Annotated in this window: 25 protein-coding genes; 21 read left to right on the top strand and 4 right to left on the bottom strand. The window is 68.4% G+C overall.

The features are described from left to right. Positions 1-69: 69 nt before the first annotated feature. The 5 genes from lysA to prfA all read left to right on the top strand — a co-directional run bounded on the left by lysA (position 70) and on the right by prfA (position 7020). On the top strand, positions 70-1488 hold the full coding sequence (lysA, locus tag CQ042_RS01870; protein WP_105668519.1) for a diaminopimelate decarboxylase: 1419 nt from the start codon (positions 70-72) through the stop codon (positions 1486-1488). A 21-nt stretch (positions 1489-1509) separates the two neighbouring features. Further along, positions 1510-2814, top strand: coding sequence for a homoserine dehydrogenase (locus CQ042_RS01865; protein WP_105668518.1), 1305 nt, complete (start codon positions 1510-1512; stop codon positions 2812-2814). 2 nt (positions 2815-2816) lie between these two features. Continuing rightward, entirely contained in the window at positions 2817-3779 is a 963-nt protein-coding gene (gene thrB, locus CQ042_RS01860; protein WP_105668517.1) for a homoserine kinase, read from the top strand. A gap of 164 nt (positions 3780-3943) precedes the next feature. Beyond that, entirely contained in the window at positions 3944-5929 is a 1986-nt protein-coding gene (rho, locus tag CQ042_RS01855) for a transcription termination factor Rho (RefSeq protein WP_105668516.1), read from the top strand. Positions 5930-5940: 11 nt separating this feature from the next. Beyond that, the gene (gene prfA / locus CQ042_RS01850) at positions 5941-7020 is read left to right on the top strand and encodes a peptide chain release factor 1 (RefSeq protein ID WP_105668515.1); all 1080 of its coding nucleotides are present in this window, start codon (positions 5941-5943) and stop codon (positions 7018-7020) included. A gap of 21 nt (positions 7021-7041) precedes the next feature. Here the strand turns inward: prfA and CQ042_RS01845 are convergent, their stop codons facing one another. Next, a complete protein-coding gene (locus CQ042_RS01845) occupies positions 7042-7695 on the bottom strand; it encodes a response regulator (RefSeq protein ID WP_105668514.1) in 654 nt (217 codons plus the stop codon). Then, on the bottom strand, positions 7692-9335 hold the full coding sequence (locus CQ042_RS01840; protein WP_181157412.1) for a sensor histidine kinase: 1644 nt from the start codon (positions 9333-9335) through the stop codon (positions 7692-7694). Before CQ042_RS01840 ends, CQ042_RS01845 begins: the two co-directional genes overlap by 4 nt. Before the next feature lie 168 nt (positions 9336-9503). On the opposite strand from CQ042_RS01840, the gene CQ042_RS01835 reads away from it, so the two are divergent. Both CQ042_RS01835 and CQ042_RS01830 read left to right on the top strand, forming a co-directional pair. Beyond that, the gene (locus tag CQ042_RS01835) at positions 9504-11048 is read left to right on the top strand and encodes a CitMHS family transporter (RefSeq protein WP_105668512.1); all 1545 of its coding nucleotides are present in this window, start codon (positions 9504-9506) and stop codon (positions 11046-11048) included. Positions 11049-11118: 70 nt separating this feature from the next. Beyond that, positions 11119-11526, top strand: a complete 408-nt coding sequence (locus CQ042_RS01830; RefSeq protein WP_105668511.1) for a phage holin family protein — start codon at positions 11119-11121, stop codon at positions 11524-11526. 20 nt (positions 11527-11546) lie between these two features. On the opposite strand, the gene epsC is transcribed toward CQ042_RS01830, so the two are convergent. Continuing rightward, complete coding sequence (gene epsC / locus CQ042_RS01825) at positions 11547-12119, bottom strand: serine O-acetyltransferase EpsC (RefSeq protein ID WP_105668510.1); 573 nt, start codon at positions 12117-12119, stop codon at positions 11547-11549. Between the two features lie 8 nt (positions 12120-12127). Then, a complete protein-coding gene (cysK, locus tag CQ042_RS01820; protein ID WP_105668509.1) occupies positions 12128-13066 on the bottom strand; it encodes a cysteine synthase A in 939 nt (312 codons plus the stop codon). A gap of 100 nt (positions 13067-13166) precedes the next feature. Here cysK and prmC point away from each other — a divergent pair, with 100 nt between their 5' ends. The 14 genes from prmC (at position 13167) to CQ042_RS20355 (ending at position 25235) form a co-directional block, all read left to right on the top strand. Next, entirely contained in the window at positions 13167-14027 is an 861-nt protein-coding gene (prmC, locus tag CQ042_RS01815; RefSeq protein ID WP_105668508.1) for a peptide chain release factor N(5)-glutamine methyltransferase, read from the top strand. Between the two features lie 52 nt (positions 14028-14079). Next, on the top strand, positions 14080-14805 hold the full coding sequence (locus CQ042_RS01810; protein ID WP_105668507.1) for an L-threonylcarbamoyladenylate synthase: 726 nt from the start codon (positions 14080-14082) through the stop codon (positions 14803-14805). Beyond that, positions 14802-15971, top strand: coding sequence for an MraY family glycosyltransferase (locus CQ042_RS01805; RefSeq protein ID WP_105668506.1), 1170 nt, complete (start codon positions 14802-14804; stop codon positions 15969-15971). Before CQ042_RS01810 ends, CQ042_RS01805 begins: the two co-directional genes overlap by 4 nt. Further along, entirely contained in the window at positions 15971-16489 is a 519-nt protein-coding gene (locus CQ042_RS01800) for a hypothetical protein (RefSeq protein ID WP_105668505.1), read from the top strand. The genes CQ042_RS01805 and CQ042_RS01800 overlap by 1 nt, the downstream gene beginning before the upstream one ends. A gap of 261 nt (positions 16490-16750) precedes the next feature. Then, on the top strand, positions 16751-17419 hold the full coding sequence (atpB, locus tag CQ042_RS01795; protein WP_308736974.1) for a F0F1 ATP synthase subunit A: 669 nt from the start codon (positions 16751-16753) through the stop codon (positions 17417-17419). A 43-nt stretch (positions 17420-17462) separates the two neighbouring features. Beyond that, positions 17463-17699, top strand: a complete 237-nt coding sequence (gene atpE / locus CQ042_RS01790; RefSeq protein WP_017830994.1) for an ATP synthase F0 subunit C — start codon at positions 17463-17465, stop codon at positions 17697-17699. A 27-nt stretch (positions 17700-17726) separates the two neighbouring features. Continuing rightward, the gene (locus CQ042_RS01785; protein ID WP_105668503.1) at positions 17727-18281 is read left to right on the top strand and encodes a F0F1 ATP synthase subunit B; all 555 of its coding nucleotides are present in this window, start codon (positions 17727-17729) and stop codon (positions 18279-18281) included. Continuing rightward, the gene (locus CQ042_RS01780) at positions 18281-19072 is read left to right on the top strand and encodes a F0F1 ATP synthase subunit delta (protein WP_105668502.1); all 792 of its coding nucleotides are present in this window, start codon (positions 18281-18283) and stop codon (positions 19070-19072) included. The genes CQ042_RS01785 and CQ042_RS01780 overlap by 1 nt, the downstream gene beginning before the upstream one ends. A 47-nt stretch (positions 19073-19119) precedes the next feature. Beyond that, positions 19120-20760 (top strand): F0F1 ATP synthase subunit alpha, encoded by a 1641-nt coding sequence (gene atpA, locus CQ042_RS01775; RefSeq protein ID WP_105668501.1) that lies wholly within the window; start codon positions 19120-19122, stop codon positions 20758-20760. Positions 20761-20779: 19 nt separating this feature from the next. Beyond that, positions 20780-21676, top strand: coding sequence for a F0F1 ATP synthase subunit gamma (locus tag CQ042_RS01770; protein ID WP_017830990.1), 897 nt, complete (start codon positions 20780-20782; stop codon positions 21674-21676). Between the two features lie 21 nt (positions 21677-21697). Continuing rightward, positions 21698-23152: a F0F1 ATP synthase subunit beta gene (gene atpD / locus CQ042_RS01765; RefSeq protein ID WP_017830989.1), complete on the top strand. Its 1455-nt coding sequence runs from the start codon at positions 21698-21700 to the stop codon at positions 23150-23152. Positions 23153-23154: 2 nt separating this feature from the next. Then, positions 23155-23415: a F0F1 ATP synthase subunit epsilon gene (locus CQ042_RS01760; protein ID WP_017830988.1), complete on the top strand. Its 261-nt coding sequence runs from the start codon at positions 23155-23157 to the stop codon at positions 23413-23415. Positions 23416-23512: 97 nt separating this feature from the next. Then, positions 23513-24259, top strand: coding sequence for a YaaA family protein (locus CQ042_RS01755; protein ID WP_105668500.1), 747 nt, complete (start codon positions 23513-23515; stop codon positions 24257-24259). Positions 24260-24404: 145 nt separating this feature from the next. Then, a complete protein-coding gene (locus CQ042_RS20355; protein ID WP_105668499.1) occupies positions 24405-25235 on the top strand; it encodes a large exoprotein in 831 nt (276 codons plus the stop codon). The last annotated feature ends 21 nt before the right edge of the window (positions 25236-25256 follow it).

The raw sequence follows: 25256 nt of genomic DNA, 5'->3' as shown, positions 1-25256 counted from the left end.
CGGTGCCCTAGAATCGGGTCAACCTCGATGTGCGCGCCTGCCCGAGATCCTCCCGATGATTGGTGATCAGTGCTTCTCCCTGCCGATTCGCTCGCTCCGGAATGGCTCACCATCCCCGATGACGCGAACGACCTCGCCCACGGCGTCTGGCCCGCATCCGCCGTGCGCGACGCCGACGGTGCGCTCGACATCGCCGGTGTCAGCGCCACGACGCTCGCCCGCACGTACGGCACTCCACTGCTCGTGCTCGACGAGGACGAGGTGCGTGGACGCGCGAGGCGGTTCCGCGTCGCGTTCGATAAGGCGGCTGCCGACAACGGCACCACCGCCCAGGTGTACTACGCCGGCAAGGCGTTCCTGTGCACGACGGTGGCGCGTTGGATGGTCGACGAGGGGCTGCGGATCGACGTCTGCACGGGCGGAGAGCTCGCGGTGGCGCTCGCGGCCGGGGTGGCACCGGCCTCCCTCGGCTTCCACGGCAACAACAAGTCGGTCGCCGAGCTGGAGCGCGCCGTGGAGGTGGGTGTCGGCACGATCGTCGTCGACAGTGCGATCGAGATCGAGCGGCTCGCGGCGATCACCGCCCGCACCGGCGCCACACAGCGCGTCATGGTGCGCGTGATCAGCGGCGTCCACGCCGAGACCCACGACTTCCTCGCCACCGCGCACGAGGACCAGAAGTTCGGCTTCCCGCTCCCGGAGGCGGAGAAGGCGGTCGCGCGCATCCGGGAGATCTCCGGGCTCGTGTTCGCGGGCCTGCACTGCCACATCGGCTCTCAGATCTTCGGCGTCGCCGGCTTCCGCGAGTCGGCGTCCCGCGTGCTCGACCTGCACGCCGCCCTGCTCGAGGGCGGGCCGGTCCCGCAGCTCAACCTCGGCGGTGGATTCGGGATCGCTTACACGCGCGTGGACGACCCGACCCCCATCGACGAACTCGCCGGCGCCATCGTCGCCGCGGTGGCCGAGGGTTGCGCCGCCAGGGGAATTCCGCTCCCCGCCTTGTCCTTCGAGCCCGGCCGGGCGATCGTCGGCACGGCCGGCGTCACCCTCTACGAGGTCGGCACGACGAAGGACGTCACTCTCGATGCCGGAGCCGCGCGCCGTTACATCAGCGTCGACGGCGGCATGAGCGACAACGCTCGGCCGGCGCTCTACGGCGCGCAGTACTCCGCGCGTCTCGCTTCGCGCATCGGCGAGGGTGCGCCGCGCCTCAGCAGAGTGGTCGGCAAGCACTGCGAGTCGGGCGACATCGTCGTCGACCACGAGTACCTGCCGGAAGACCTCGTCCCGGGCGATCTGCTCGCCGTGCCGGCCACCGGCGCGTACTGCGTCGCGCTGTCGAGCAACTACAACCATGTCCCGCGTCCGCCGGTGGTCGCCGTTCGCGACGGTCGTTCGACGGTGATCGTCCGCGGCGAGACCATCGACGACGTGCTGGCCCGTGACGCGGGCATCGACGGGGCGAACGCCGCCGAGGGAGACCAATGACCCACCTCCGAAGGAGCAACCATGACTGACTACCGACGACTTCGCGTGGCACTGCTGGGTGCCGGGGCGGTCGGCTCTCAGGTCGCGGCTCTCCTGCTGCGCCACGGCGACGAGCTCGCCGATCGTGCCGGTGCCGAGCTGGAGCTCGCGGGCATCGCCGTGCGCAATCTCGATGCGCCCCGCGATGTCGACCTGCCCAAGGAGCTCTTCACCACCGACGCCGAGACGCTGATCCTCGGTGCCGACATCGTGATCGAGCTCATCGGTGGCATCGAGCCGGCACGCACGAGCATCCTGCAGGCGATCGGCTCCGGAGCCGACGTCGTCACCGCCAACAAGGCGCTGCTGGCGACGCACGGCCCCGAGCTGTTCGAGGCGGCGGACCGCGTCGGCGCCTCCGTGTACTACGAGGCCGCCGCCGCCGGAGCGATCCCGATCATCCGTCCGCTGCGCGACTCGCTCGCCGGCGACCGCGTGGTGCGCATCATGGGCATCGTGAACGGCACGACGAACTACATCCTCGACCGGATGGACACCGAAGGGGCCGACTTCGCCGATGTGCTCGCCGACGCGCAGCGCCTGGGGTACGCCGAGGCCGACCCGACGGCCGATGTCGAAGGCTACGACGCCGCGCAGAAGGCCGCGATCCTCGCGAGCCTCGCGTTCCACACCGCGGTGCCGCTCGAGGCGGTGTATCGCGAGGGCATCACCTCGATCACGGCATCCATGATCGAAGAGGCGCGCGCTGCCGGCTTCGTGATCAAGCTGCTCGCCGTGTGCGAGCGGATCGAGGCGAACGGCGCGGAGTCGATCTCGGTGCGCGTGTACCCGGCACTGGTGCCGTCGACGCACCCGCTCGCCTCCGTGCACGGTGCCAACAACGCGGTGTTCGTCGAGGCGGAGGCCGCCGGCTCGCTGATGTTCTACGGTGCAGGGGCCGGTGGCGTGCAGACGGCTTCCGCCGTGCTCGGCGACGTCGTCTCGGCTGCGCGCCGTCACATCGCCGGCGGCGTCGGCGTGGGGGAGTCGACCCGTGCGAACCTTCCGATCGTGCCCATCGGCCACGTCACCACCCGCTACCAGATCACGCTCGAAGTCGCGGATGCGCCCGGCGTGCTCGCCACGGTCTCGGGCATCCTCAGCGACGGCGGCGTCTCGGTCGCGACGGTCGTGCAGACCGTCGAGGGCGAAGACGAGCCGACGGCCCGCCTGATCATCGGCACGCATCGCGCGACGGAGCAGGCGCTCAGCGCCACCGTCGACGCTCTCGCCGACAGCGAGGTCGTCGCGCGGGTCGTCTCCGTGCTGCGGGTGGAAGGCGAGTGACGATGGCGGCTGCCCTTGACCCCGTCGAGGGCGCAGCCCTCGAGGGGCGCACCGTGGAGGTGCGGGTTCCTGCGACGAGCGCGAACCTCGGGCCCGGCTTCGACACGCTCGGGCTGGCGCTCAGCATCTACGACACGCTCCAGGTCACGGCGTTGCCCGCAGGCGAGCTCGAGATCGAGGTGACGGGCTCCGGCGCGACCGAGATCCCGCGCGACGCGTCGAACCTGATCGTCCGCACGATCGCCTACGTGTTCGCCGACGCCGGGCGCCCGGTTCCCGGTCTGCGCATCGTCGCCGAGAACGGCGTGCCGCATGGTCGGGGACTCGGTTCGTCCGGCGCCGCCGTGGCTGCCGGAGTGCTCGCCGCGAAGGGACTGCTGGCGGGTGACGTCGAGATCGACGACGCCGACCTCCTCCGTCTCGCGACCGAGCTCGAGGGTCACCCCGACAACGTGGCCCCCGCACTGTTCGGCGGCCTGACGATCGCGTGGATGTCGGATCGCGGACCGCAGCACAAGAAGCTCCTCGTGCACCGCGGCGTCTCTCCGCTCGTGCTGGTGCCTGCGTACACGATGTCGACCTCGCAGGCGCGGTCGCTGCAGCCCCCGCAGGTGTCGACCGCGGATGCCGTGTTCAACGTCTCCCGTTCCGCGCTGCTGATCGCGGCGCTGATGCAGAGCCCCGAGCTCCTGTTGGACGCGACCGCCGACCGGCTCCACCAGGACTACCGAGCCCTCGCCATGCCCGAGACGCAGCGCCTCGTCCAGGCGCTGCGCGCCGCGGGCTTCGCCGCCGTCGTCTCCGGCGCCGGCCCCAGCGTGCTCGTGCTCGCCGACGGTCCCGGCAGCCGCCAGGATGCGGTCGAACTGGCCGATCGAGTCACCGACACCCCGTGGGAGGCGCTCCTGCTCGCAGTCGACGTCCGTGGTGGTACAGTGGGGACTCGAGCGGAGGGCTCCACGTAACTACGTGAATCTGGCCCCATTGCAACTCTTGCAAGACCCGCACGCAAACTCCTGTGGCACAAGTGCCGAGGCTGGCTGGCGCCGAGCGTCAGCCCGTGCGATCGCGCGCAGCACCCGTTGTGTGCGTTCAACGCTCATTCCCCATGACATATAAGGGAGTACTCGTGGAGAACCTCTCCGAGACCCAGAACGACCAGTCCGCTTCGGTGACCGAAGCACCCGCGACCGAGGCTGCACCGGCGCGCAAGCGCGCACCTCGCCGTGCCAGCACCGCCACGGCGGCGGCGAAGGCCGAGAAGGCTGAGAAGGCGGAAGCTGCGAAGGCTGAGAAGGCGGAAGCCGCGCCCAAGGCGGAAGCCGCCCCGAAGACCGAGTCCGCGCCCGCTGAGGCGTCGACCGAGACCGCGGAGGCCGCCCCGAAGGCGAAGGCACCGCGTCGCAGCCGCGCGAAGAAGGCGGATGCCGAAGCTCCGGCCGCGGACGCCACTTCCGCAGAGGCACCGACCGCGGCTGACGCTCCGGCGGAAGCTCCGGCGGAGTCGGCACCCAAGTCGACCGGCCGAGGACGCCGTGGCGCCCAGAAGACGGCAGCCCCCGAGGCCGAAGCGACGGACGCCGCTCCCGCGGCGGAGGCCGCATCCGAGCCTGCAGCCGCCGAGCCCGCCCAGGGCGGCAACGGACGGGGCCGCAACGCGCAGAAGAACGACGCGCAGAAGAACGATGCGCAGAACAACGACGCGCAGAACAACAACGACGACGACTCCGAGGGCGGCGAGGAGCAGGGCGGTCGCGGTCGCAACCGCAGCCGCAGCCGCAACCGCGGCCGCGGCCAGAACGGCGCGGCGCAGGAGTCGCAGCAGCAGCAGGCTCAGCCTGCAGCCGACGACGATCAGGCCGGTGGCAACAGCCGCAACCGCCAGCGCAACAAGCGTCGCAGCGGAGCCCCGACCGACGAGTTCGACACCGAGATCGGCGAGGACGACGTCCTGATCCCGATCGCCGGCATCCTCGACGTCCTCGACAACTACGCCTTCGTCCGCACGACCGGCTACCTCGCCGGCCCCAGCGACGTCTACGTCTCCCTCGGACAGGTCAAGAAGTACAACCTGCGCAAGGGCGACGCCGTCGTCGGCTCCATCAAGCAGCCCCGTGAGGGTGAGCAGCAGGGCCGCCAGAAGTACAACGCCCTCGTCAAGGTCGACTCGATCAACGGTCTGTCGATCGATGACGCGGCCACCCGTGTGGAGTTCGGCAAGCTCACCCCGCTCTACCCGCAGGAGCGTCTGCGCATGGAGACGGCTCCCGAGAAGCTGACCCAGCGCATCATCGACCTGGTCGCCCCGGTCGGCAAGGGACAGCGTGGCCTGATCGTCGCGCCGCCCAAGGCCGGCAAGACCATCGTCCTGCAGCAGATCGCGAACGCGATCGCGCAGAACAACCCCGAGGTCCACCTCATGGTCGTGCTCGTCGACGAGCGCCCCGAAGAGGTCACCGACATGGAGCGCTCGGTCAAGGGCGAGGTCATCGCCTCGACGTTCGACCGTCCGGCCGAAGACCACACCACGGTCGCCGAGCTCGCCATCGAGCGCGCGAAGCGCCTGGTCGAGCTCGGCCGCGACGTGGTCGTGCTGCTCGACTCCATCACCCGCCTCGGACGCGCGTACAACCTGGCGGCTCCGGCATCCGGTCGTGTGCTCAGCGGTGGTGTCGACGCTTCGGCGCTGTACCCGCCCAAGCGCTTCTTCGGTGCCGCACGCAACATCGAGAACGGCGGATCCCTCACGATCCTCGCCACGGCGCTGGTCGAGACCGGCTCCAAGATGGACGAGGTCATCTTCGAGGAGTTCAAGGGCACCGGAAACAGCGAACTTCGCCTGTCCCGCGCCCTCGCCGACAAGCGCATCTTCCCGGCGGTCGACGTGAACGCGTCCAGCACCCGTCGCGAGGAGATGCTGCTCTCGGCCGACGAGGTCAAGATCACGTGGAAGCTGCGTCGCGCCCTCGCCGGCCTCGACCAGCAGCAGGCCCTCGAGGTCGTCCTCGGCAAGCTCAAGGAGACCAACTCGAACGTCGAGTTCCTCGTGCAGATGCAGAAGTCGATCCCCACGCTCCCCTCGGGCGCGCACGGGCACGACAACAACATCCGCTGAGCGGCTGAGCCGTGTTCGAGTCCGTCCAGACTCTGATCGACGAGCATCGCCGGGTGCAGGAGGAGCTCTCCGACCCGGCGGTGCACGCCGACGCCGCCCGTGCGAAGCGCGTCAACCGTCGCTACGCCGAGCTGTCGCGGATCGTCGCCGCCTATGAGGCCTGGGTCGCAGCGACCGACGACCTCGAGACCGCGAGAGAGTTCGCTCGCGAGGACGAGTCGATCGCGGCGGAGATCCCGGCGATGGAGGAGGAGCTCCAGGGTGCTCAGGAGCGTCTGCGACGTCTGCTGATCCCGCGCGACCCGGATGACGCCCGCGACGTGATCATGGAGATCAAGGCGGGGGAGGGCGGCGCGGAGTCCGCGCTGTTCGCCGCTGACCTGCTGCGCATGTACATCCAGTACGCGGCGTCCAAGGGCTGGAAGACGGAGCTGCTCGAGCGCAACGAATCCGACCTCGGCGGATACAAGGACGTGCAGGTCGCGATCAAGGGCTCGTCGTCCGATCCCGCACAGGGCGTCTGGGCGCACCTGAAGTACGAAGGCGGCGTGCACCGCGTGCAGCGTGTGCCGGCGACCGAGTCTCAGGGGCGCATCCACACGTCGACGACCGGTGTGCTCGTGTTCCCCGAGGTCGATGAGCCGGAAGAGATCCAGATCGATCAGAACGATCTCAAGATCGATGTCTTCCGCTCCTCCGGTCCCGGTGGACAGTCCGTGAACACGACCGACTCCGCGGTGCGGATCACGCACGTCCCGACGGGCATCGTCGTCTCGATGCAGAACGAGAAGTCGCAGCTGCAGAACCGCGAGGCCGGCATGCGCGTGCTGCGCGCCCGTCTGCTCGCACGGCAGCAGGAGGAGCTCGACGCCGCAGCATCCGATGCTCGTCGTTCGCAGATCCGCGGGATGGACCGCTCCGAGCGCATCCGCACGTACAACTTCCCGGAGAACCGGATCGCGGATCACCGCACCGGGTTCAAGGCGTACAACCTCGATCAGGTGATGGACGGCGCTCTCGATCCGCTGATCGAGAGCGCGATCACGGCTGACGAGGAAGCACGGCTCGCCGCGGTCGGCTCCGACTCCTGACGAGCGGTCTCCCCGGTCGGCTCAGGTGCGCGCTGCGTATCGATGCTCGGGGCGTCCCGTCGTGCCGTAGTTGAGGCGCACCTCCACGACCGTCCTGGCGGCCAGCGCCGCCAGATGGCGTTGCGCGGTCGCGCGGGAGATCCCGACCCGTTCGCCGACCTCCGCGGCCGAGGCCTCGCCGTCGCCGAGTGCGGCGAGCACGAGCTGCTCCGTCGCCGATCGGGAGATCGACACCGACTCGCCCGCGCCGTGCAGGATCGCCAGTGCCCGGTCCACGTCCTCCTGGCGGAGTGCGCGGTCCCCGCCGAGGAGGTTGCGGTAGCGGACATAGCGATCGAGGAGACTCGACAGCGCTCGTCGTTCGAAGGGCTTCACGAGATAGCCGACGGCTCCCGATCGCAGCGCCCGACGTACCGTGGGGGCATCGTCGGCGGCCGAGATGAGGATCGCATCGATCCCTGATTCCCGCACGAGCGCGATGCCGTCCCCATCGGGGAGGAAGACGTCGGCGATGAGGACGTCGGGGCGAGACGAGCGCATGCTCTCGCGGGCCCCGGCGAGTGTTCGCACGGTCTCGATCACGGTGAAGCCGGGGTGATCATCGACGATGCCCTGGTGCAGCTGCGCGACCCGGAAGTCGTCGTCGAGGATGAGCACGCGAAGGGGCTCGGTCATGTGTTCTCCTTCTGGTCGTGGGGGCTGGCGTCGACGGCTCCGCCGATGCGCGCGGCGAACACCGCGCCGCTGTCGGGACCGCCGGAATCGATGACCCAGAGGTCCCCGCCGCTCCGACGAGCGATCTCCGTGGAGAGGGGGAGCCCGATCCCGTGCCCGTGCACCCCGTCGGCAGCGTCCTCCTCCCTCGGTCGTGGGGACAGCGGATCGATGTCGCTGAGGCCCGGCCCCGAGTCGGAGACGGTGAAGACGAGGGCGTCGCCGTCGTCCAGCACGGCGACCTCGACCCAGCGGGGTGTCCGCACGCCCGAGACCGCGGCGGCCACGGCATTGTCGATGAGGTTGCCGAGAACGGCCGCGACGTCTTCGGCAGCGGTCACGTTCCCGATCAGCTGGGTGTCCTCCGCGATCCGGAGGTCGACCCCGCGCTCGCCCGCCTCCACGCCCTTGGCACCGAGGAACGCGTGCAGGAAGGGGTCGCCGAGGAGGTCGAGTCCCGCGACGGGGAACGCCACCGGACCGCGCTCCACGAGCTCGCCCAGGAACGCTCGCGCGTCGGACACCCGGTCGGCGTCGATCAGTCCTGCGGCGACGTGCATGCGATTGGCGAACTCGTGCCGCTGCACCCGCAGCGCCGCCGTCATCGTCCTGACCGTCTCCAGACGCTCCGTGAGAGCGACCAGATCCGTGCGGTCGCGCACGATCAGGACGTCGCCGAGCGCGTGGCCGTCGCGCACGACCGGCCGGGAGTCGAGGTACAGCATGCGGTCGCCGACGATTGTGCTCGCGCGCGTGAGCGCCCCGGTCATGGCGTCGAGCACGGCGGCGGGGAGGCCGAGTCCGTCGAGCGGTCGGCCGACGGGGTCGTCGAGTCCGAGCAGACGGTCGGCGGCGGCGTTGCTCACGCGCACCACTCCGCGGGTGTCGACGGCGATGACGCCGTCGTCCACGCCGTCCAGCACGGCCGTCTGGTTCTGCACGAGTGCCACGAGCTCTTCCGGCTGCACTCCGAGGGTCAGCCGCTCCCAGCGCCGGCGGAGCAGCAGGAACGCGAGGAGGGCGAGGGCGAGCGCACCGGCGGCTGTGCCGCCGATCACCGTCAGAAGAGGCGGGAGGTCATCGAAGACGCCGGAGCGCTCGAATCCGACGCTGACCTCTCCCACCGGAGTGCCGGCCTCATCGCGCACGGGCACCTTCGCGCGCGCGGATTCGCCGAGGGTGCCGGTCTGCCAATCGACCACCTCGGCGCCGGCGAGTACCTCCTCGTACGGGGTGCTGACCTCCTCGCCGATGCGGGAGGGCGTGGGGTGCGCGAGACGGATGCCGTTGTCGTCGGTGACCACGACGAACAGTGCTCCGGTGCGGGATGTGACGTCGGACGCGATGCGCTGCAGGTCGCCGCTGCGGAGGTCTCGGGCGTCGGGCGCGCTCTCCGAGAGCGAGATGCGGGCGACCTCCGCACGAACCTGCGGATCTTCCGCGAGGGTGCGGGCGATGCCCAGCGCCGTGGACTCGGCCTCGGCGCGCAGCTGCTGGACGGTGAGGAGCAGATAGACGCCGGTGCAGAGTGCGACGACGAGCGTCACCGTGGCGAGGTGAAGCAGCAGGGCTCGCGTGGCGAACCGCGGTCTGGTCGGCATCGTCTTCGGCACCGTGCTCCTCCCGTGCTGCACTCGCGCAATATGCGCAGAACTCACGCTACGCGCAGAAGCCCCGGGAATGCGGGATACCGCACCCGGTCGTCGGGGATTGCCTAATCTCATCGGGACCCGTCGCCGACGACGGGGCCACGACGAAGGAGTCAACGCATGCCAGACGCACTCACCGGCCTGTTCGCGGCCGCCGAAGAGGCGCCAACCTACGACGTGGCGTTCGTGCCGCCCGAATGGGTGCTGGTGCTCCTCGGATTCACGATGGTGCTCGCGTTCATGACGCTCATCATGACCAAGCGCCTGACACCCATGGTGGCTCTGATCCTCGTGCCCACGGCGTTCGGGCTCTTCGCGGGAGCGGGCCTCGGCCTCGGCGACATGATCCTCGACGCGATCGGCACCATGGCGCCGACCGCGGCCCTGCTGATGTTCGCGATCATGTTCTTCGGGATCATGATCGACGTGGGCCTGTTCGATCCGCTCATCCGCGTGATCACCCGTCTGCTCGGTGACGATCCGGCGAAGGTGGTCCTCGGGACGGCGATCCTGGCCGGCGCCGTGTCCCTCGACGGCGACGGCTCGACGACCTTCATCATCACGACCTCGGCGATGCTGCCCATCTACCTCCGTCTGGGCATGAGCCCCGTCGTGCTCACCTGCGTCGCCGGTCTCATGAACGGCACGCTGAACATCGTGCCGTGGGGCGGTCCCACCGTGCGGGCGGCGACGGCGCTCGGGCTGCAGCCGACCGACATCTTCGTGCCGATGCTTCCCGCCCTCGGGGCCGGGATCATCGTGACCCTCGGCTTCGCGTGGATACTCGGCCTGCAGGAGCGCCGGCGACTCGGACGGCTCGGCTCCGAGGGGCTGCTCGCCGGTGCCGACGGCGGATCGCTCTCCACCGTGCCGAAGATCTTCCGGGGAGCCGAGCCCAAGCCCGGTGCACGGGCGTCGCTGCGCACCGGCAATCTCGTGGTCGTCGCCGGGGGACACGCTCCCGTGTCCGCAGCGAGCGTCGATCCTGCGGACACGGCCATGGCCGACACGATGCTGGACCCCGCCCGCCCCACGCTCCGGCCGAAGCTCATCTGGTTCAACCTGGTGCTCACGGTCGCGGTGATGGTGCTGCTGGTGCTCGACATCCTGCCGCTGCCGTACGTGTTCATGGTGGGCGCCGGCATCGCCCTCGTGATCAACTTCCGGGGCATCAAGGAGCAGGCCTCGGAGATCGTCGCGCACGCCCCGAGCATCGTCGGCGTCGTCTCGATGGTCATCGCAGCCGGAGTCCTGGTCGGCGTGCTCACCGGCACCGGGATGGTCGATGCGATGGCGACCTGGATCACGAACGTCCTCCCGCCGGCGCTCGGCCCGTTCCTCGCCCCGATCACCGGGGTCCTCTCGATCCCGTTCACGTTCTTCATGTCGAACGACGCGTTCTACTTCGGCATCCTCCCGGTTCTCGCCCAGAGCGCGGCGAACTTCGGCATCGATCCCGTGGAGATGGCGCGAGCCTCGATCACCGGTCAGCCGGTGCACCTGCAGAGCCCGCTCGTGCCCGCGATCCTGCTGCTCGTCTCCCTCGCGAGCGTGAACCTGGGCGACCACCACCGCAAGGTGCTCTGGCGTGCGACGATCGTGTCCCTGGTCATGCTCGCGGTCGGCATCCTGACCGGCGCCGTCCCGTTCTTCGTGGCGCAGTGACGACCCGGCGGCGGGAAGCGCGGGCGCCGAGCTCCCCGCCGCCGGCCGTGCAGGGCGATATGCTCAGCCCGTGATCACTCTCCTGTTCCGCGGCCTGATGTACGTCGTGTCCGCCGGGCTCGGCCTCATCGCCGCAGACCTCCTGCTCGACGGCTTCGAGATCGAGTGGGACAAGTGGTGGGGCTTCGTCATCTGCATCCTGATCTTCGCGATCCTGCAGAGTGTGCTCTCGCCCTGGGTCGGCAAGATCGCCACCCGCTACGCGCCGGTGCTGATGGGTGGGATCGGGATCTTCTCGACGCTGATCTCCCTCATCATCGTCGTGCTGCTGCCCATCGGGGGCCTCCGGATCACCGACCTGACGGGGTGGCTGCTCGGGTCGGTCATCGTGTGGCTGATCACCGCTGTCGGCAGCGTGCTGCTTCCGCTCATCTTCCTGCGCAAGCGGGTCGAAGCCGCCAAGACCGCCCGCCGCTAGTCCTTTCGGGGCCGTTCCGCTCAGATCGCGTAGTGATCGGGTGCGGTGAGCAGCGCCCGGGTGTCTTCGCCGTCCGCGCGCTGGCGCGGCTTCGCCGGCACCCCGACGAGGATGCTGTCCGCCGGGGCGTCACGCGTGACGACGGCGTTCGCGCCGACCACCGAGCCCGCGCCGATCGTCACCGGCCCGAGGATCTTCGCACCCGCGCCGACGGCGACCCCGTCGCCGAGAGTGGGATGCCGCTTGCCGGCTGTGCGCGTGCGCCCGCCGAGGGTGACGCCGTGATACAACATCACGTCGTCGCCCACCTCTGCGGTCTCACCGATGACCACGCCCATGCCGTGGTCGATGAAGAAGCGACGTCCGATCTTCGCTCCGGGATGGATCTCGATCCCGGTCAGCCACCGCGAGACCTGCGAGCCGGTGCGCGCGAGCAGGCGCAGTCGACGCCGCCAGAGCGCGTGCGAGACGCGGTGCGCCCAGATGGCGTGCAGTCCCGGGTACAGCAGAGTGACCTCGACAGCGCTGCGCGCCGCCGGGTCTCTGAGGCGGGCCGCCGCGATGTCCTCGCGCATGCGCCCGATCATGCCCATCGAACGACTCAGTCTTCGCGCAGATCCTCGAACAGCGCGGTGGAGAGGTACCGCTCACCGGTGTCGGGGATCACGACGACGATCGTCTTGCCGGCGTTCTCCGGACGGGCGGCGACCTTCAGCGCCGCGGCGACGGCCGCGCCGGACGACATGCCGACGAGCAGGCCCTCCTTGGCGGCGAGGTCGCGCGCGACGCGCAGCGACTCGTCGAACTCGGCGGTGAGGATCTCGTCGAGAACGTCGCGGTCGAGGACGTCGGGGACGAAGTTCGGGCCGATGCCCTGGATCTTGTGCGGACCGGGGTGTCCCTCAGTGAGCACGGGGGAGTCCTTCGGCTCGACGGCGATGATCTGCACGCCGGGCTTCGCGGCCTTGAGCGCCTGGCCGGTGCCCGTGACGGTGCCGCCGGTGCCGACTCCCGCGACGAGGATGTCGACCGCGCCGTCCGTGTCGCGCAGGATCTCCTGCGCGGTGGTCTCGCGGTGGATCTGAGGGTTCGCGGCGTTCTCGAACTGGCGGATCCAGATCGCCCCCGGCGTCTCGGCGACGATGCGCTTGGTCTCCTCGATCGCTCCGCTCATCCCCTTGGTGGGGTCGGTGAGCACGATCTCCGCGCCGAAGGCCTTCAGCAGGACGCGACGCTCCTTCGACATGGATGCCGGCATCGTCAGGATGACCCGGTAGCCGCGGGCAGCGCCGACCATGGCGAGGGCGATGCCCGTGTTGCCGCTCGTGGACTCCACGATCGTGCCCCCTGGTGCGAGCTCGCCCGATGCCTCGGCGGCGTTGATCATCGCGATGCCGATGCGGTCCTTCACACTGGACGCGGGATTGTAGTACTCGAGCTTGGCGAGAACGGTGGCCCCGAGGCCTTCGGTCACCCGGTTCAGGCGGACGAGGGGTGTGTTGCCGAAAGCGGTCGTGATGTCGGAGTGGATGCCGGGCATGGTGAGCCTTCCTGTGCGGGGGTCGCTGCCGGACAAGCCTAGGGGAGGGGTCCTGGGGAAACGGCTTTGTGACGGCGCCCGGCGCTCTACGCTGGAATCCATGCCCGATACCTCTCTTGCCGCGACGGTCCGCACGGCCGTCCAGCGCCTGGCCGACGTCGGCGTGCCGGATCCCATGGTCGACGTCGAACTCCTCGCCGGGCACGTGCTCGGCCGCCGCCGGGGTGAGGTGCAGGCCGCGATCATCCGCGGCGACGGGATCGATGAAGAGAGCGCAGCGGCTCTGGATGCGCTCGTGACGCGCCGTGCCTCGCGCGAACCACTGCAGCACATCACCGGCACCGCGGCATTCCGGCACCTCGAGCTGGCGGTCGGACCGGGGGTCTTCGTGCCGCGACCGGAGACCGAGACCGTGGTGCAGTACGCGATCGATGCGCTGCTGAACTCCGCCGAGCCGGCACCGATCGGCATCGACCTCGGGACCGGCAGCGGAGCGATCGCCCTGGCCATGGCGACGGAGGTCCCGCATGCCCGCGTCTTCGCGGCCGAGCTCTCCGAAGACGCCTATGCCTGGGCCAGCCGGAACGTCGCGGGGGTCGAGAACCTCACGCTCGTCCTGTCCGACCTGCGCGAGGCGTTCCCCGAGCTCGATGGAACCGCGTCCGTCGTCATCTCGAATCCGCCGTACGTGCCGGACGCCGCGGTCCCCCGCGATCCGGAGGTGCGGCTCTTCGATCCGTCCATGGCACTGTATGGGGGAGAGGACGGCCTCGACATCGTCCGGGTGCTCAGCACGCGGGCGCTGCGACTGCTGCGACCGGGCGGTCTCCTCGTGATCGAGCACGGCGAGCTGCAGGGCGAATCGATCAGGGAGATCCTCACCGGGGACGGCTGGCGAGCGGCGGCGACGCATCGCGACCTGACGCTGCGCGACCGCACCACCACCGCGATCCGGCCCTGATCAGCGGACTCCGAGCATGCGGCGCGACCGCGCGGCATAGAATCGAACCGTCATGTCCTCCATCTTCGACTGCCGCGACGAGTCGCAGCTGCTCGCCGGCATGCGCAATGCGCGCCAGGCGATCGGCCGTGGCGACCTCATCGTCATGCCCACAGACACCGTCTACGGCGTCGCCGCCGACGCCTTCTCTCCGGCCGCGGTCCAGCGCCTCCTCGATGCGAAGGGGCGAGGACGCGACCAGCCGCCGCCCGTGCTGATCGGCACGAAGGAGACGCTCGCGGCCCTGGCGGAGTCGGTCCCCGAGCCGGTCGAGCGCCTCGTTGAGGCCTTCTGGCCCGGCGGACTCACGATCGTGCTCCCGGCGCAGCCCTCGTTGGTGTGGGATCTGGGAGAGACTCTCGGTACCGTCGCGGTCCGGATGCCGGAGGGCCGGGTCGCCCTCGAGCTGCTCGCGGAGACCGGTCCGCTCGCGGTCTCCAGCGCGAACCTCACGGGGGAGTCGGCGGCCATCTCCGCGCTGGATGCCGAGAAGATGCTGGGCGACAGCGTCGCGGTCTACCTCGCCGACGGGCTGAGCAAGGACGGCATCCCGTCCACCATCGTCGATGCCACCTCGCTGGTGCGTCGCGGCGACGACTCCGCGCCGGCGACCGTACGCATCCTCCGTGACGGCGCGGTCACGCGCGAGCAGCTGCAGGAGGTGCTCGGCGATCTGCTCGAGGCGGAGGAGCAGCCGACGGAGCACGCGCACGCGCAGGAGCCGGACGGGGATTCGTGAAGCAGTATCTCTTCACGATCGTCCTCACCGCCGCGATCACCTTCGCGTTGACCTGGGCGGTGTGGAAGCTGAGCCTCCGCTTCAAGCTGTACCCCGGCATCCGCGAGCGCGATGTGCACACGACCCCGACGCCGCGCCTCGGTGGCGTCGCCATCTTCCTCGGCATCGCCGCCGCGTTCGGATTCTCCGCGGTGAATCCCTTCTTCCAGAGCATCTGGATCCCGCCGCAGACCATGTGGTCGATCCTGGGCGCCTCGCTGCTGATCGCGATCATCGGCGTGGTCGATGATCTCTGGGACATCGACTGGATGATCAAGCTGGGTGCGCAGTTCCTCGCCGCCGGCGTCATCACGGTCGGCGGCGGTCTGCAGATCCTGTCGCTGCCCTTCGGCGACCTGATCGTCGTCTCGAGCTGGCTCAGCATCACGATCACGATGTTCGCCATCGTCATCGTCATGAACGCGGTGAACTTCATCGACGGTCTCGACGGACTCGTCGCGGGAGTCTGCCTGATCTCGAACGGCGTGTTCTTCGCGTACTCCTATATCTTCACGCGCGACTCCGGCGCCTCGAGCTACTTCAACCTCTCCACCTTCATCGCGGCCGTCCTCATCGGCGCCTGCCTCGGATTCCTGCCGCTGAACTGGAGCCCCGCGAAGCTCTTCATGGGGGACTCCGGCGCGCTCGTGATCGGACTGCTGATGGCGACGTCGGCGATCGCCATCACCGGCCAGATGGACCCGTCCGCCCTCGACCCGGAGCGCCTCGGGCGGTCCCAGCTGGTGGGAGCGTTCCTCCCCATCCTGCTGCCGCTGCTCGTCGTCCTGCTGCCGCTGCTCGACTTCGGCCTCGCGGTGCTCCGCCGGATGAGCGCGGGTCGATCGCCGTTCTCTCCGGATCGGAAGCACCTGCATCATCGGATGCTCGATCTCGGCCACCGGGACCGTGATGCGGTCCTCATCTTCTACGCATGGACCGCGGTCGTCTCGCTCGCCGTCCTGATGATGTATGTCGGTGCGCGCGAGGACTGGCCCGGCCAGTACCTGCCCGGCGTCGCCTTCGGCGTCGTGGGCATCGCGGCCTGCCTCGTCATCACCCTGAGCCCCACCCGCCGCAGAAAAGCCGCAGCGGACGCAGAACCCGACCCGACACCCGTGGAGTCCTGATGAGTCCGAGCCCCGTTTCCAGCACGCCGATCCTGCGGCGCACCCTGATCTGGTCGGCGGTCGCCACCGTGGTGCTCGCGATCATCGCGGGCGGCGTCGGCTTACTCGTCGCCCAGGGGGAGGGGCTCGTCAGCGGCCTGCTCGGCGTCCTCCTCGCCGCGGTGTTCCTGGCGATCACCGGCATCAGCATCCTCATCGCCAACCGCTGGTACGGCGACCCGCTCTACGTGCAGCTCTTCTTCGCGATCGTGCTGGGCGGCTGGCTGCTCAAGCTCGGACTGTTCGTCGTCGCGATGATCCTGCTCGCGGGTCAGCCGTGGCTGCAGCCGATGGTGTTCTTCCTCTCGATCGTGGCCGGTGTGCTGATGTCGCTCGCGATCGATGTGATCGTGCTGACCAGCATGCGTCTGCCCAACGTCAGCGACACGACGCTTCCGACCGAGGTGCCCGAAGACCGTGCTCCCGGGACGGCGAATCACATCGACGAGGGGCCCCACGAGGACGGTCCGCGGTCTTAGGTGACCCTCAGATTCTGATAGTGTTGACAAGTGCCCGCCGCTCGCCCGCGAGCGCTTGCGCTGTGTAGCACACCGACCATCGTCGCCCCGGTTTAGACCGGTGCCCCGAAGCTGGAGCCCGCGCTGTTTAATCTTGCTGCGACCCTGACCCCCCGACTTGCCTCCGACGGCGAGTTCCACGGCCCTTCGATCGACGATTTCTTTCCGGAGATCCTCTTCTACGTAGGTCCCGTCCCCGTCAACCGGATCCACCTGGTCCAGTTGCTCGCGGTGATCGCCGTGGTTCTGATCCTCTGGCTCGGCACCCGACGCATGAAGGTCGTCCCCGGACGCTTCCAGAGCCTGGTGGAGATGGGGCTCGGCTTCGTCCGGACCAACGTCGCCCACGACATGCTCGGACGCAAGGACGGCGACCGCTTCCTGCCGATCCTCACCACGATCTTCTTCATGGTGCTGTTCATGAACATCACCGGGATCATCCCGTTCCTGAACATGCCGGGAACGGCGATCGTGGCGGTGCCGCTCACGCTCGCGGTGGTCAGCTATGTGACCTTCATCTACGCCGGCATCAAGCGCCACGGGCTCAAGTTCTTCAAGAACTCGCTGTTCCCGCAGGGCGTTCCTGTCGCCGCGATGCCGATCGTCGCGATCATCGAGCTCATCTCGACCTTCATCCTGCGCCCCGTCACGCTGACGCTGCGTCTTCTCATGAACCTCGTCGTGGGGCACATGATCCTGGTCCTCGCGTTCTCCGCGACCCAGTTCTTCTTCTTCACCGCAGGCGGCGGCTGGGCCGCGCTCGGTGTCGGAACCCTCGCCTTCGGTGGTGCCTTCACTCTCTTCGAGATGCTGGTCGCCGTTCTCCAGGCATACGTCTTCACCGTCCTCACCGCGGTCTACATCCAGCTCGCGGTCGCAGAAGAGCACTGAGCGGGCGGGCAACAGCCCTCCCACCCAACGAAAGGAAAAACCCGTGGACGCTACTACGGTTCTCGCTGAAATCAACGGCCACCTCGGAGCGGTCGGCTACGGCCTCGCAGCCATCGGCCCGGCCATCGGCGTCGGCATCGTCGTCGGCAAGACCATCGAGGGTGTCGCCCGTCAGCCCGAGCTGGCCGGTCGTCTCCAGGTCCTCATGTGGATCGGTATCGCCTTCACCGAGGCGCTTGCGTTCGTCGGCATCGCCGTCGCATTCATCCCCTTCCCGTAATCCTCACCGACTTCTGAAGGAGACAGGATGCTGAACGCTCTTGTCACGAACCTCGCAGCAGAGGGTGAGCCGAACAACCCCCTCATCCCTGCGTGGTACGACATCATCTGGTCGGGCCTGTGGTTCATCGTCATCCTCATCGTGGTCTGGAAGGTCGCCCTTCCGAAGCTGACGAAGATGCTCGATGAGCGGTCCGCCGCCATCGAGGGCAACATCGCCAAGGCCGATGAGGCGCAGAAGCAGGCGGAGGCGGCACTCGAGGAGTACACGCGTCAGCTCGCTGAAGCGCGTACCGAGGCCGGCGAGATCCGCGAGGCCGCCCGCGAGGACGGCAAGAAGATCGTCGCCGAGGCGAAGGATGCCGCGACCACCGAGGCCGCACGCATCACCGCCACCGCGCACACGCAGATCGAGGCAGAGCGTCAGACCGCTCTCGTGTCGCTGCGCAGCGAGGTCGGAACGCTCGCCCTCGACCTCGCCGGTGGCGTGGTCGGCGAGACGCTCTCCGACGACGCACGTGCGACGGCTGTCGTCGACCGCTTCCTCGCCGACCTCGAGGCATCCGAGAAGGCGGCTCAGTAATGGGCAGCGCGACCACTCAGGCACTCGCGGCATCCATCAAGACGCTTGCCGCAGCGAAGGACATCACGCTCGACACCGCACGGGAGCTGCTGGCTGCCGCGCGTGCCGTGAGCGAGTCGTCCCAGCTGAGCGGCGCGCTTGCTGACCCTTCCGCTCCCGCCGCGGCACGACAGAACGTCGTGGCCGCGGTGTTCGGCGGGTTCTCCGCAGGCGCCCAGGGCGTACTGAAGACCGCGGTCGCAGAGCGCTGGTCGAACGCGGGTGAACTCGTCGACGGTATCGAGGAGCTCGCGATCCGCGCTGCCGCGATCGCAGAGCCCGGCGCGGACATCGAGGCGGAGCTGTTCAGCTTCTCTCGCGTCATCGCGGCCAACCCCGAGCTCGAGCTCGCTCTGGGCAGCCGCATCGGGGGAGAAGATGCCAAGAGCGCGCTCGTCGAGCGCCTCCTGGCCGAAGGCTCCACGAGCGCTGCCACGACGCTGATCATCACGTCGCTCGTGCGTCAGCCGCGCGGACGCCGTGTTCGTCGCCTGCTGAACCGGGCGATGGGAATCGTCTCGAATCAGCGGGGTCGCGTGGTCGCCACGGTGCACACCGCGGCCGCCCTCAGCGACGCCCAGCGCGCCCGTCTCAGCGACTCGCTCTCGCGTCGCTACGACGGCCAGGTGTCGCTCAACGTCGTCATCGACCCTGCCGTGGTCGGAGGTCTGCGCGTGCAGATCGCCGATGACGTCATCGACGGCAGCATCTCCGCACGACTCGCAGACCTTCGCCAGAAGCTCGCGGGCTAACACGACTTCGCGCGGGGAACCGCGCACCCAGATACAAAGGGAAGACAATGGCAGAACTATCGATCAGCCCCGACGTCATCCGTGACGCGCTGAAGGACTTCGCCGCAGCATACGAGCCCTCCGGGGCCGGGGCGACCGAGGTCGGCACCGTCATCGACGCCGCAGACGGCATCGCACACGTCGAGGGACTTCCCGGCGTCATGGCGAATGAGCTCGTCATCTTCGCCGACGGCACCAAGGGTCTCGCACAGAGCCTGAACGAGCACGAGATCGGTGTCGTCGTCCTCGGCGAGTTCACCGGTGTCGAGGCCGGCCAGGAAGTCACCCGCACCGGCGAGGTCCTCTCGGTTCCGGTCGGCGACGGCTACCTCGGCCGCGTGGTCGACCCGCTCGGCAACCCGATCGACGGCCTCGGCGCCATCGAGACCGAGAGCGTCCGCGCCCTCGAGCTCCAGGCTCCCGGCGTCATGCAGCGCAAGTCGGTGCACGAGCCGATGCAGACCGGCATCAAGGCCATCGACGCCATGATCCCCGTCGGCCGTGGCCAGCGCCAGCTGATCATCGGCGACCGCCAGACCGGTAAGACGGCCATCGCGATCGACACGATCATCAACCAGAAGGCCAACTGGGAGTCGGGCGACGTCAACAAGCAGGTCCGCTGCATCTACGTCGCGATCGGCCAGAAGGGCTCGACCATCGCCTCGGTGAAGGGCGCGCTCGAAGAGGCAGGCGCTCTGGAGTACACCACCATCGTGGCCGCTCCCGCATCCGACCCCGCCGGCTTCAAGTACCTGGCTCCCTACACCGGTTCGGCCATCGGCCAGCACTGGATGTACGGCGGCAAGCACGTCCTCATCATCTTCGATGACCTGTCGAAGCAGGCTGAGGCCTACCGTGCCGTTTCCCTCCTCCTGCGCCGCCCGCCGGGCCGCGAGGCATACCCGGGCGACGTCTTCTACCTGCACTCTCGTCTGCTCGAGCGTTGCGCGAAGCTGTCCGACGAGCTCGGCGCCGGTTCGATGACGGGCCTCCCGATCATCGAGACCAAGGCGAACGACGTCTCGGCGTACATCCCGACCAACGTGATCTCGATCACCGACGGCCAGATCTTCCTGCAGTCCGACCTCTTCAACGCCAACCAGCGTCCCGCGGTCGACGTGGGTATCTCGGTCTCGCGAGTCGGTGGTGACGCGCAGGTCAAGTCGATCAAGAAGGTCTCCGGTACGTTGAAGCTGGAGCTCGCGCAGTACCGCTCCCTCGAGGCGTTCGCGATGTTCGCGTCCGACCTCGACGCGGCTTCGCGTCGTCAGCTCTCCCGTGGTGCGCGTCTGACCGAGCTGCTCAAGCAGCCGCAGTACTCGCCGTACCCCGTGGAGGAGCAGGTCGTCTCGATCTGGGCCGGTACCAACGGCAAGCTCGACACGATCGAGGTCTCGGATGTCCTGCGCTTCGAGCGCGAGCTCCTGGACTACCTGCGTCGCAACACCAAGGTTCTCGAGACGCTCCGCGACACCAACGTCCTCGATGACGCCACGGTCGCCGAGCTCGAGAAGCAGACGGATGCCTTCATCCTGGAGTTCCAGGGCGGCAAGGGACACGCCATCGGCGCCCCGGGTCACGAGGAGCATGCTGCAGCCGAGGCTGAGGACGTCAACCAGGAGAAGATCGTCAAGGGTCGTCGCGCGTAACCGCGTGAGGTACTGACATATGGGCGCTCAACTCAGGGTCTACAAGCAGAAGATCTCTTCTGCTCAGACGACCAAGAAGATCACGAAGGCGATGGAACTCATCGCGGCTTCGCGCATCCAGAAGGCGATGGCACGCGTGAAGGCGTCCACTCCCTTCGCGCGTGCCGTGACGAGGGCCGTATCGGCCGTCGCGACGCACTCGAACGTGGATCACCCGCTGACCCGTGAGTCCGAGAACATCACCCGCTCCGCGGTCGTGATCTTCTCCTCGGACCGCGGTCTCGCCGGAGCCTTCAACTCGCAGATCCTCCGTGAGGGTCTCGAGGTGGCGGAGCTCCTGCGTGAGCAGGGCAAGGAGCCGGTCTTCTACCTCATCGGTCGCAAGGCCGTCGGATACTTCCAGTTCCGACGCCTGGCTGCCGCTGCGGAGTGGACGGGCGACACCGACACCCCGTCGTTCCACACCGCGGAGGAGATCTCCGCGACACTGCTCGAGTCCTTCTCCCGCGGGGGACAGGACGGCGGTGTCGACGAGATCCACCTCGTGTACAACCGTTTCGTCAGCATGATGACGCAGTCGCCGGAATCCGTGCGTCTGCTCCCGCTGGAGATCACGGAAGCCGATGAGTCGGAAGCCGGTAACACCGTTTACCCGCTGTACGAGTTCGAGCCGGATGCCGAGACCGTTCTCGATGCGATCCTGCCGGTGTACATCCAGAGCCGCGTCTTCAACGCTCTCCTGCAGTCGTCTGCCGCGAAGCAGGCCGCGACGCAGAAGGCGATGAAGTCGGCCAGCGACAACGCCGACAAGCTCATCACCGACTACACCCGTCTGCGCAACAACGCGCGCCAGGCGGAGATCACTCAGCAGATCGCCGAGATCGTCGGCGGCGCCGACGCCCTCTCGAGCAAATAGACCATCAGGAAAGAGACGAAAATGACCCTCACCGCTCCGGCTGACCAGCCGGCGACCGCGGTCGTCGGGCGCGTCGCACGCGTCAACGGTCCGGTTGTCGACATCGAGTTCCCTCATGACTCGATCCCCGACATCTACAACGCGCTGAAGACCACGATCGCGATGGGCGAAGAGTCCACCGAGATCACGCTCGAGGTCGCTCAGCACCTCGGCGACGACCTCGTCCGCGCCATCGCCCTGAACCCGACCGACGGCATCGTCCGCGGTCAGGAGGTCCGCGACACCGGTGAGGCCATCTCGGTCCCCGTCGGCGACGTGACCAAGGGCAAGGTGTTCAACGTCATCGGCGAGGTGCTCAACCTCGAGCCCGGCGAGACCATCGAGGTCACCGAGCGCTGGCCGATCCACCGCAAGGCGCCGAACTTCGACCAGCTCGAGTCCAAGACTCAGATGTTCGAGACCGGTATCAAGTCGATCGACCTCCTCACGCCGTACGTGCTGGGTGGAAAGATCGGTCTGTTCGGTGGTGCCGGTGTCGGCAAGACCGTCCTCATCCAGGAGATGATCCAGCGCGTCGCGCAGGACCACGGTGGTGTGTCGGTGTTCGCCGGTGTCGGCGAGCGCACCCGTGAGGGCAACGACCTCATCCATGAGATGGAAGAGGCGGGCGTCTTCGACAAGACCGCCCTCGTGTTCGGCCAGATGGACGAGCCGCCGGGGACGCGTCTGCGCGTCGCCCTGTCGGCTCTGACGATGGCGGAGTACTTCCGTGACGTGCAGAAGCAGGACGTCCTGCTCTTCATCGACAACATCTTCCGCTTCACGCAGGCCGGCTCCGAGGTCTCCACGCTGCTGGGCCGCATGCCCTCCGCCGTGGGCTACCAGCCGAACCTCGCCGACGAGATGGGTGTGCTCCAGGAGCGCATCACCTCGACGCGCGGCCACTCGATCACCTCGCTGCAGGCGATCTACGTGCCCGCCGATGACTACACCGACCCGGCTCCGGCGACCACGTTCGCCCACCTCGACGCGACGACCGAGCTCTCTCGTGAGATCGCCTCGAAGGGTCTGTACCCGGCCATCGACCCGCTGACGTCGACCTCGCGCATCATGGACCCCCGCTACTTGGGCGAGGACCACTACCGCGTCGCGACGACGGTCAAGCAGATCCTCCAGAAGAACAAGGAGCTGCAGGAGATCATCGCCATCCTCGGTGTCGATGAGCTCTCCGAGGAAGACAAGATCGTCGTGTCGCGTGCACGTCGCATCCAGCAGTTCCTCTCGCAGAACACCTACATGGCGAAGAAGTTCACGGGCGTCGAGGGTTCGACCGTCCCGCTGAAGGAGACCATCGAGTCGTTCGACGCGATCACCCGCGGTGACTTCGACCACGTGGCGGAGCAGGCCTTCTTCAACGTCGGTGGCATCTCCGACGTCGAAGAGCAGTGGGCGAAGATCCAGAAGGAGAACGGCTGACCATGGCGCTCCACGTCAGCCTCGTCTCCGCGGATGCGGAGGTCTGGACGGGAGAGGCGAGCCTCGTGGTCGCCAAGACCGTCGAGGGTGAGATCGGCTTCATGACCGGCCACGAGCCGGTGCTGGCCATCCTCGCCGAAGGCCAGGTTCGCATCACCCAGTCGGATGGCACCAAGGTGCTGGCCAACGCGCAGGACGGGTTCCTCTCCATGGAGGGCGACACCTTGACGATCGTTGCCGGCAACGCGGCTCTCATCGCCTAGCAGTTCACATCATCGCGTCCGCCTCGGACCTTCCTCAGCTCGTCTTCTGAGCCTGTCGAAGGACCGAGGCGGACGCGTCTGCATCCACCGAGGTTTCATGAAGATCCTGCTCCCTCCGTCGGAGACCAAGCACGAAGGGGGAGACGGTTCCCCGCTCGACCTGAGTGCGCTGGCTCTGCCCTCTCTGCACGGGCATCGGTCGGCGGTCATCGAGGCTCTGGTCGATCTCGCGTCCGATGAGGACGCGGCGCGTCGCGTCCTCAAGCTGAGCGACCGCCAGCGTGGAGATGTGGCGCACAACCGGGCACTTCGCACAGCGCCGACCATGCCGGCGGTCGACCGCTACACGGGGGTGCTGTTCGACGCACTCGATGCGCGCACCCTCTCTTCCTTCTCGCGCCGCTGGCTGGGGGCGCATGTCTGGATCCACAGCGCGCCCCTCGGACCGGTCGGCGCGATGGACGCCGTGCCGACCTACCGACTCGCCGCCGGCACGTCCCTTCCCGGTCTTCCCGCGCTTCGCCGGCATTGGGCGGACGCCACGACCTCGGCGATCGCTGCGGAGGATCCGTCGTTCGTGCTCGATCTGCGCAGCGAGGCCTACGTCGCACTCGGTCCGGTACCCTCGTCGGTGTCATCGGCGTACGTCAGGGTGGTGACGGAGCACGGCAGGGCGCTCAACCACTTCAACAAGAAGTCCAAGGGACTGCTCCTCCGGGCGCTCGCGGAGGAGCGTCCCCGCATCGCGTCCCTCCGAGCGATGCGCAGCTGGGCGCAGAAGCGCGGAGTCGTGCTCCGTGACGGGGCGCAGTCGGGCGTCCTCGAACTCGTCGTCGAGGAGTGAGCGTCTCCCCGGTCCGCGACGTGCGACGTCGGGTCGGGGTTTCCGCTCGAACTCGCCCGAGCGGACGGAGGCATGCGCCTCGTGCAGGGACACGCTAATGTGATCAGCGCACAATGCCGCGTTACGAAGATCGTTGGAGGGAACCATGGACGACTACTACGGCTATGAGGGGATTGCAGGTGGGTGGTTCATCTTCCTGTCCCTCATCTACACGGTCTTGCCGATCGTGACCTACGTCATCTACTCGTGGTTCTACATGAAGGTCTTCGAGAAGGCCGGGGTCCAGGGCAAGTGGCGTGCCTGGGTGCCCGTGTACAGCACCATGATCTTCTACAAGCTCGGTGACCTGAGTCCGTGGCTGATCCTGTACCTCATGGGAGCCGGCCTCGTCGGCGCCATCATCCCGTTCCTGGGATGGTTCCTCATCCTGCCCCTCGTGGCGATCGCGGGGCGTGTGCTCGACCTGATCGTCGGGTGGCGAGTGGGCCTGAAGCTGCAGAAGGACGCCGTCTGGGTCGTTCTCTACTTCTTCCTCCCGCCCGTGTGGCTCGGTATCAACGCCTTCGACAAGTCGCGGTGGAACCCGAACATCCAGCCGGCCTCCTGGAGCGGCAATGGTCTGCTCGGCGACCGTACGGTCTGGGAGGGCGTTCCCGTCCAGCCGTCCGCCGCCGCCCCGCGCGCCGGCTACGGTGCCGCCCCTCAGGGGTACGCGCCGCCTGCCCCGCAGGGATACGCACCGCCCGCACAGCCGGGCTATGCACCGCCCGCAGGGCCCGCGGCTCCGGCGACGGGCGCTCCGGTGCCTCCGGTCCCGCCGACGACGCCGCCGGCTCCTCCCGCAGCTCCGCCGACCACCCCTCCGGCACCGCCGACGGCACCGCCTGCTGCTCCGCCGGCACCGCCTGCTGCACCGCCGGCACCGCCTGCTGCACCGCCGGCACCGCCGACCGATCCCACGCAGCCTCCCGCGTGACCGTCTGACACAGAGCCCTCG

The sequence above is a fragment of the Microbacterium sp. MYb62 genome (assembly GCF_002979475.1).
Taxonomy (GTDB): domain Bacteria; phylum Actinomycetota; class Actinomycetes; order Actinomycetales; family Microbacteriaceae; genus Microbacterium.
The sequence above is the reverse complement of the archived record's forward strand: the minus strand, read 5'-3'. Positions and strand labels throughout refer to the sequence as shown.

Excerpts from the sequence above, each read along its gene's own strand:
- CQ042_RS01840 (WP_181157412.1), bottom strand. The coding sequence starts at position 9,335 with ATGCCGACCAGACCGCGGTTCGCCACGCGAGCCCTGCTGCTTCACCTC.
- atpD (WP_017830989.1), top strand. The coding sequence starts at position 21,698 with ATGACCCTCACCGCTCCGGCTGACCAGCCGGCGACCGCGGTCGTCGGG.
- CQ042_RS01755 (WP_105668500.1), top strand. The coding sequence starts at position 23,513 with ATGAAGATCCTGCTCCCTCCGTCGGAGACCAAGCACGAAGGGGGAGAC.
- CQ042_RS01845 (WP_105668514.1), bottom strand. The coding sequence starts at position 7,695 with ATGACCGAGCCCCTTCGCGTGCTCATCCTCGACGACGACTTCCGGGTC.
- CQ042_RS01785 (WP_105668503.1), top strand. The coding sequence starts at position 17,727 with ATGCTGAACGCTCTTGTCACGAACCTCGCAGCAGAGGGTGAGCCGAAC.
- CQ042_RS20355 (WP_105668499.1), top strand. The coding sequence starts at position 24,405 with ATGGACGACTACTACGGCTATGAGGGGATTGCAGGTGGGTGGTTCATC.
- CQ042_RS01770 (WP_017830990.1), top strand. The coding sequence starts at position 20,780 with ATGGGCGCTCAACTCAGGGTCTACAAGCAGAAGATCTCTTCTGCTCAG.
- thrB (WP_105668517.1), top strand. The coding sequence starts at position 2,817 with ATGGCGGCTGCCCTTGACCCCGTCGAGGGCGCAGCCCTCGAGGGGCGC.
- CQ042_RS01835 (WP_105668512.1), top strand. The coding sequence starts at position 9,504 with ATGCCAGACGCACTCACCGGCCTGTTCGCGGCCGCCGAAGAGGCGCCA.
- CQ042_RS01810 (WP_105668507.1), top strand. The coding sequence starts at position 14,080 with ATGTCCTCCATCTTCGACTGCCGCGACGAGTCGCAGCTGCTCGCCGGC.
- prmC (WP_105668508.1), top strand. The coding sequence starts at position 13,167 with ATGCCCGATACCTCTCTTGCCGCGACGGTCCGCACGGCCGTCCAGCGC.
- epsC (WP_105668510.1), bottom strand. The coding sequence starts at position 12,119 with ATGGGCATGATCGGGCGCATGCGCGAGGACATCGCGGCGGCCCGCCTC.
- CQ042_RS01780 (WP_105668502.1), top strand. The coding sequence starts at position 18,281 with ATGGGCAGCGCGACCACTCAGGCACTCGCGGCATCCATCAAGACGCTT.
- cysK (WP_105668509.1), bottom strand. The coding sequence starts at position 13,066 with ATGCCCGGCATCCACTCCGACATCACGACCGCTTTCGGCAACACACCC.
- CQ042_RS01800 (WP_105668505.1), top strand. The coding sequence starts at position 15,971 with ATGAGTCCGAGCCCCGTTTCCAGCACGCCGATCCTGCGGCGCACCCTG.
- CQ042_RS01760 (WP_017830988.1), top strand. The coding sequence starts at position 23,155 with ATGGCGCTCCACGTCAGCCTCGTCTCCGCGGATGCGGAGGTCTGGACG.
- atpA (WP_105668501.1), top strand. The coding sequence starts at position 19,120 with ATGGCAGAACTATCGATCAGCCCCGACGTCATCCGTGACGCGCTGAAG.
- CQ042_RS01865 (WP_105668518.1), top strand. The coding sequence starts at position 1,510 with ATGACTGACTACCGACGACTTCGCGTGGCACTGCTGGGTGCCGGGGCG.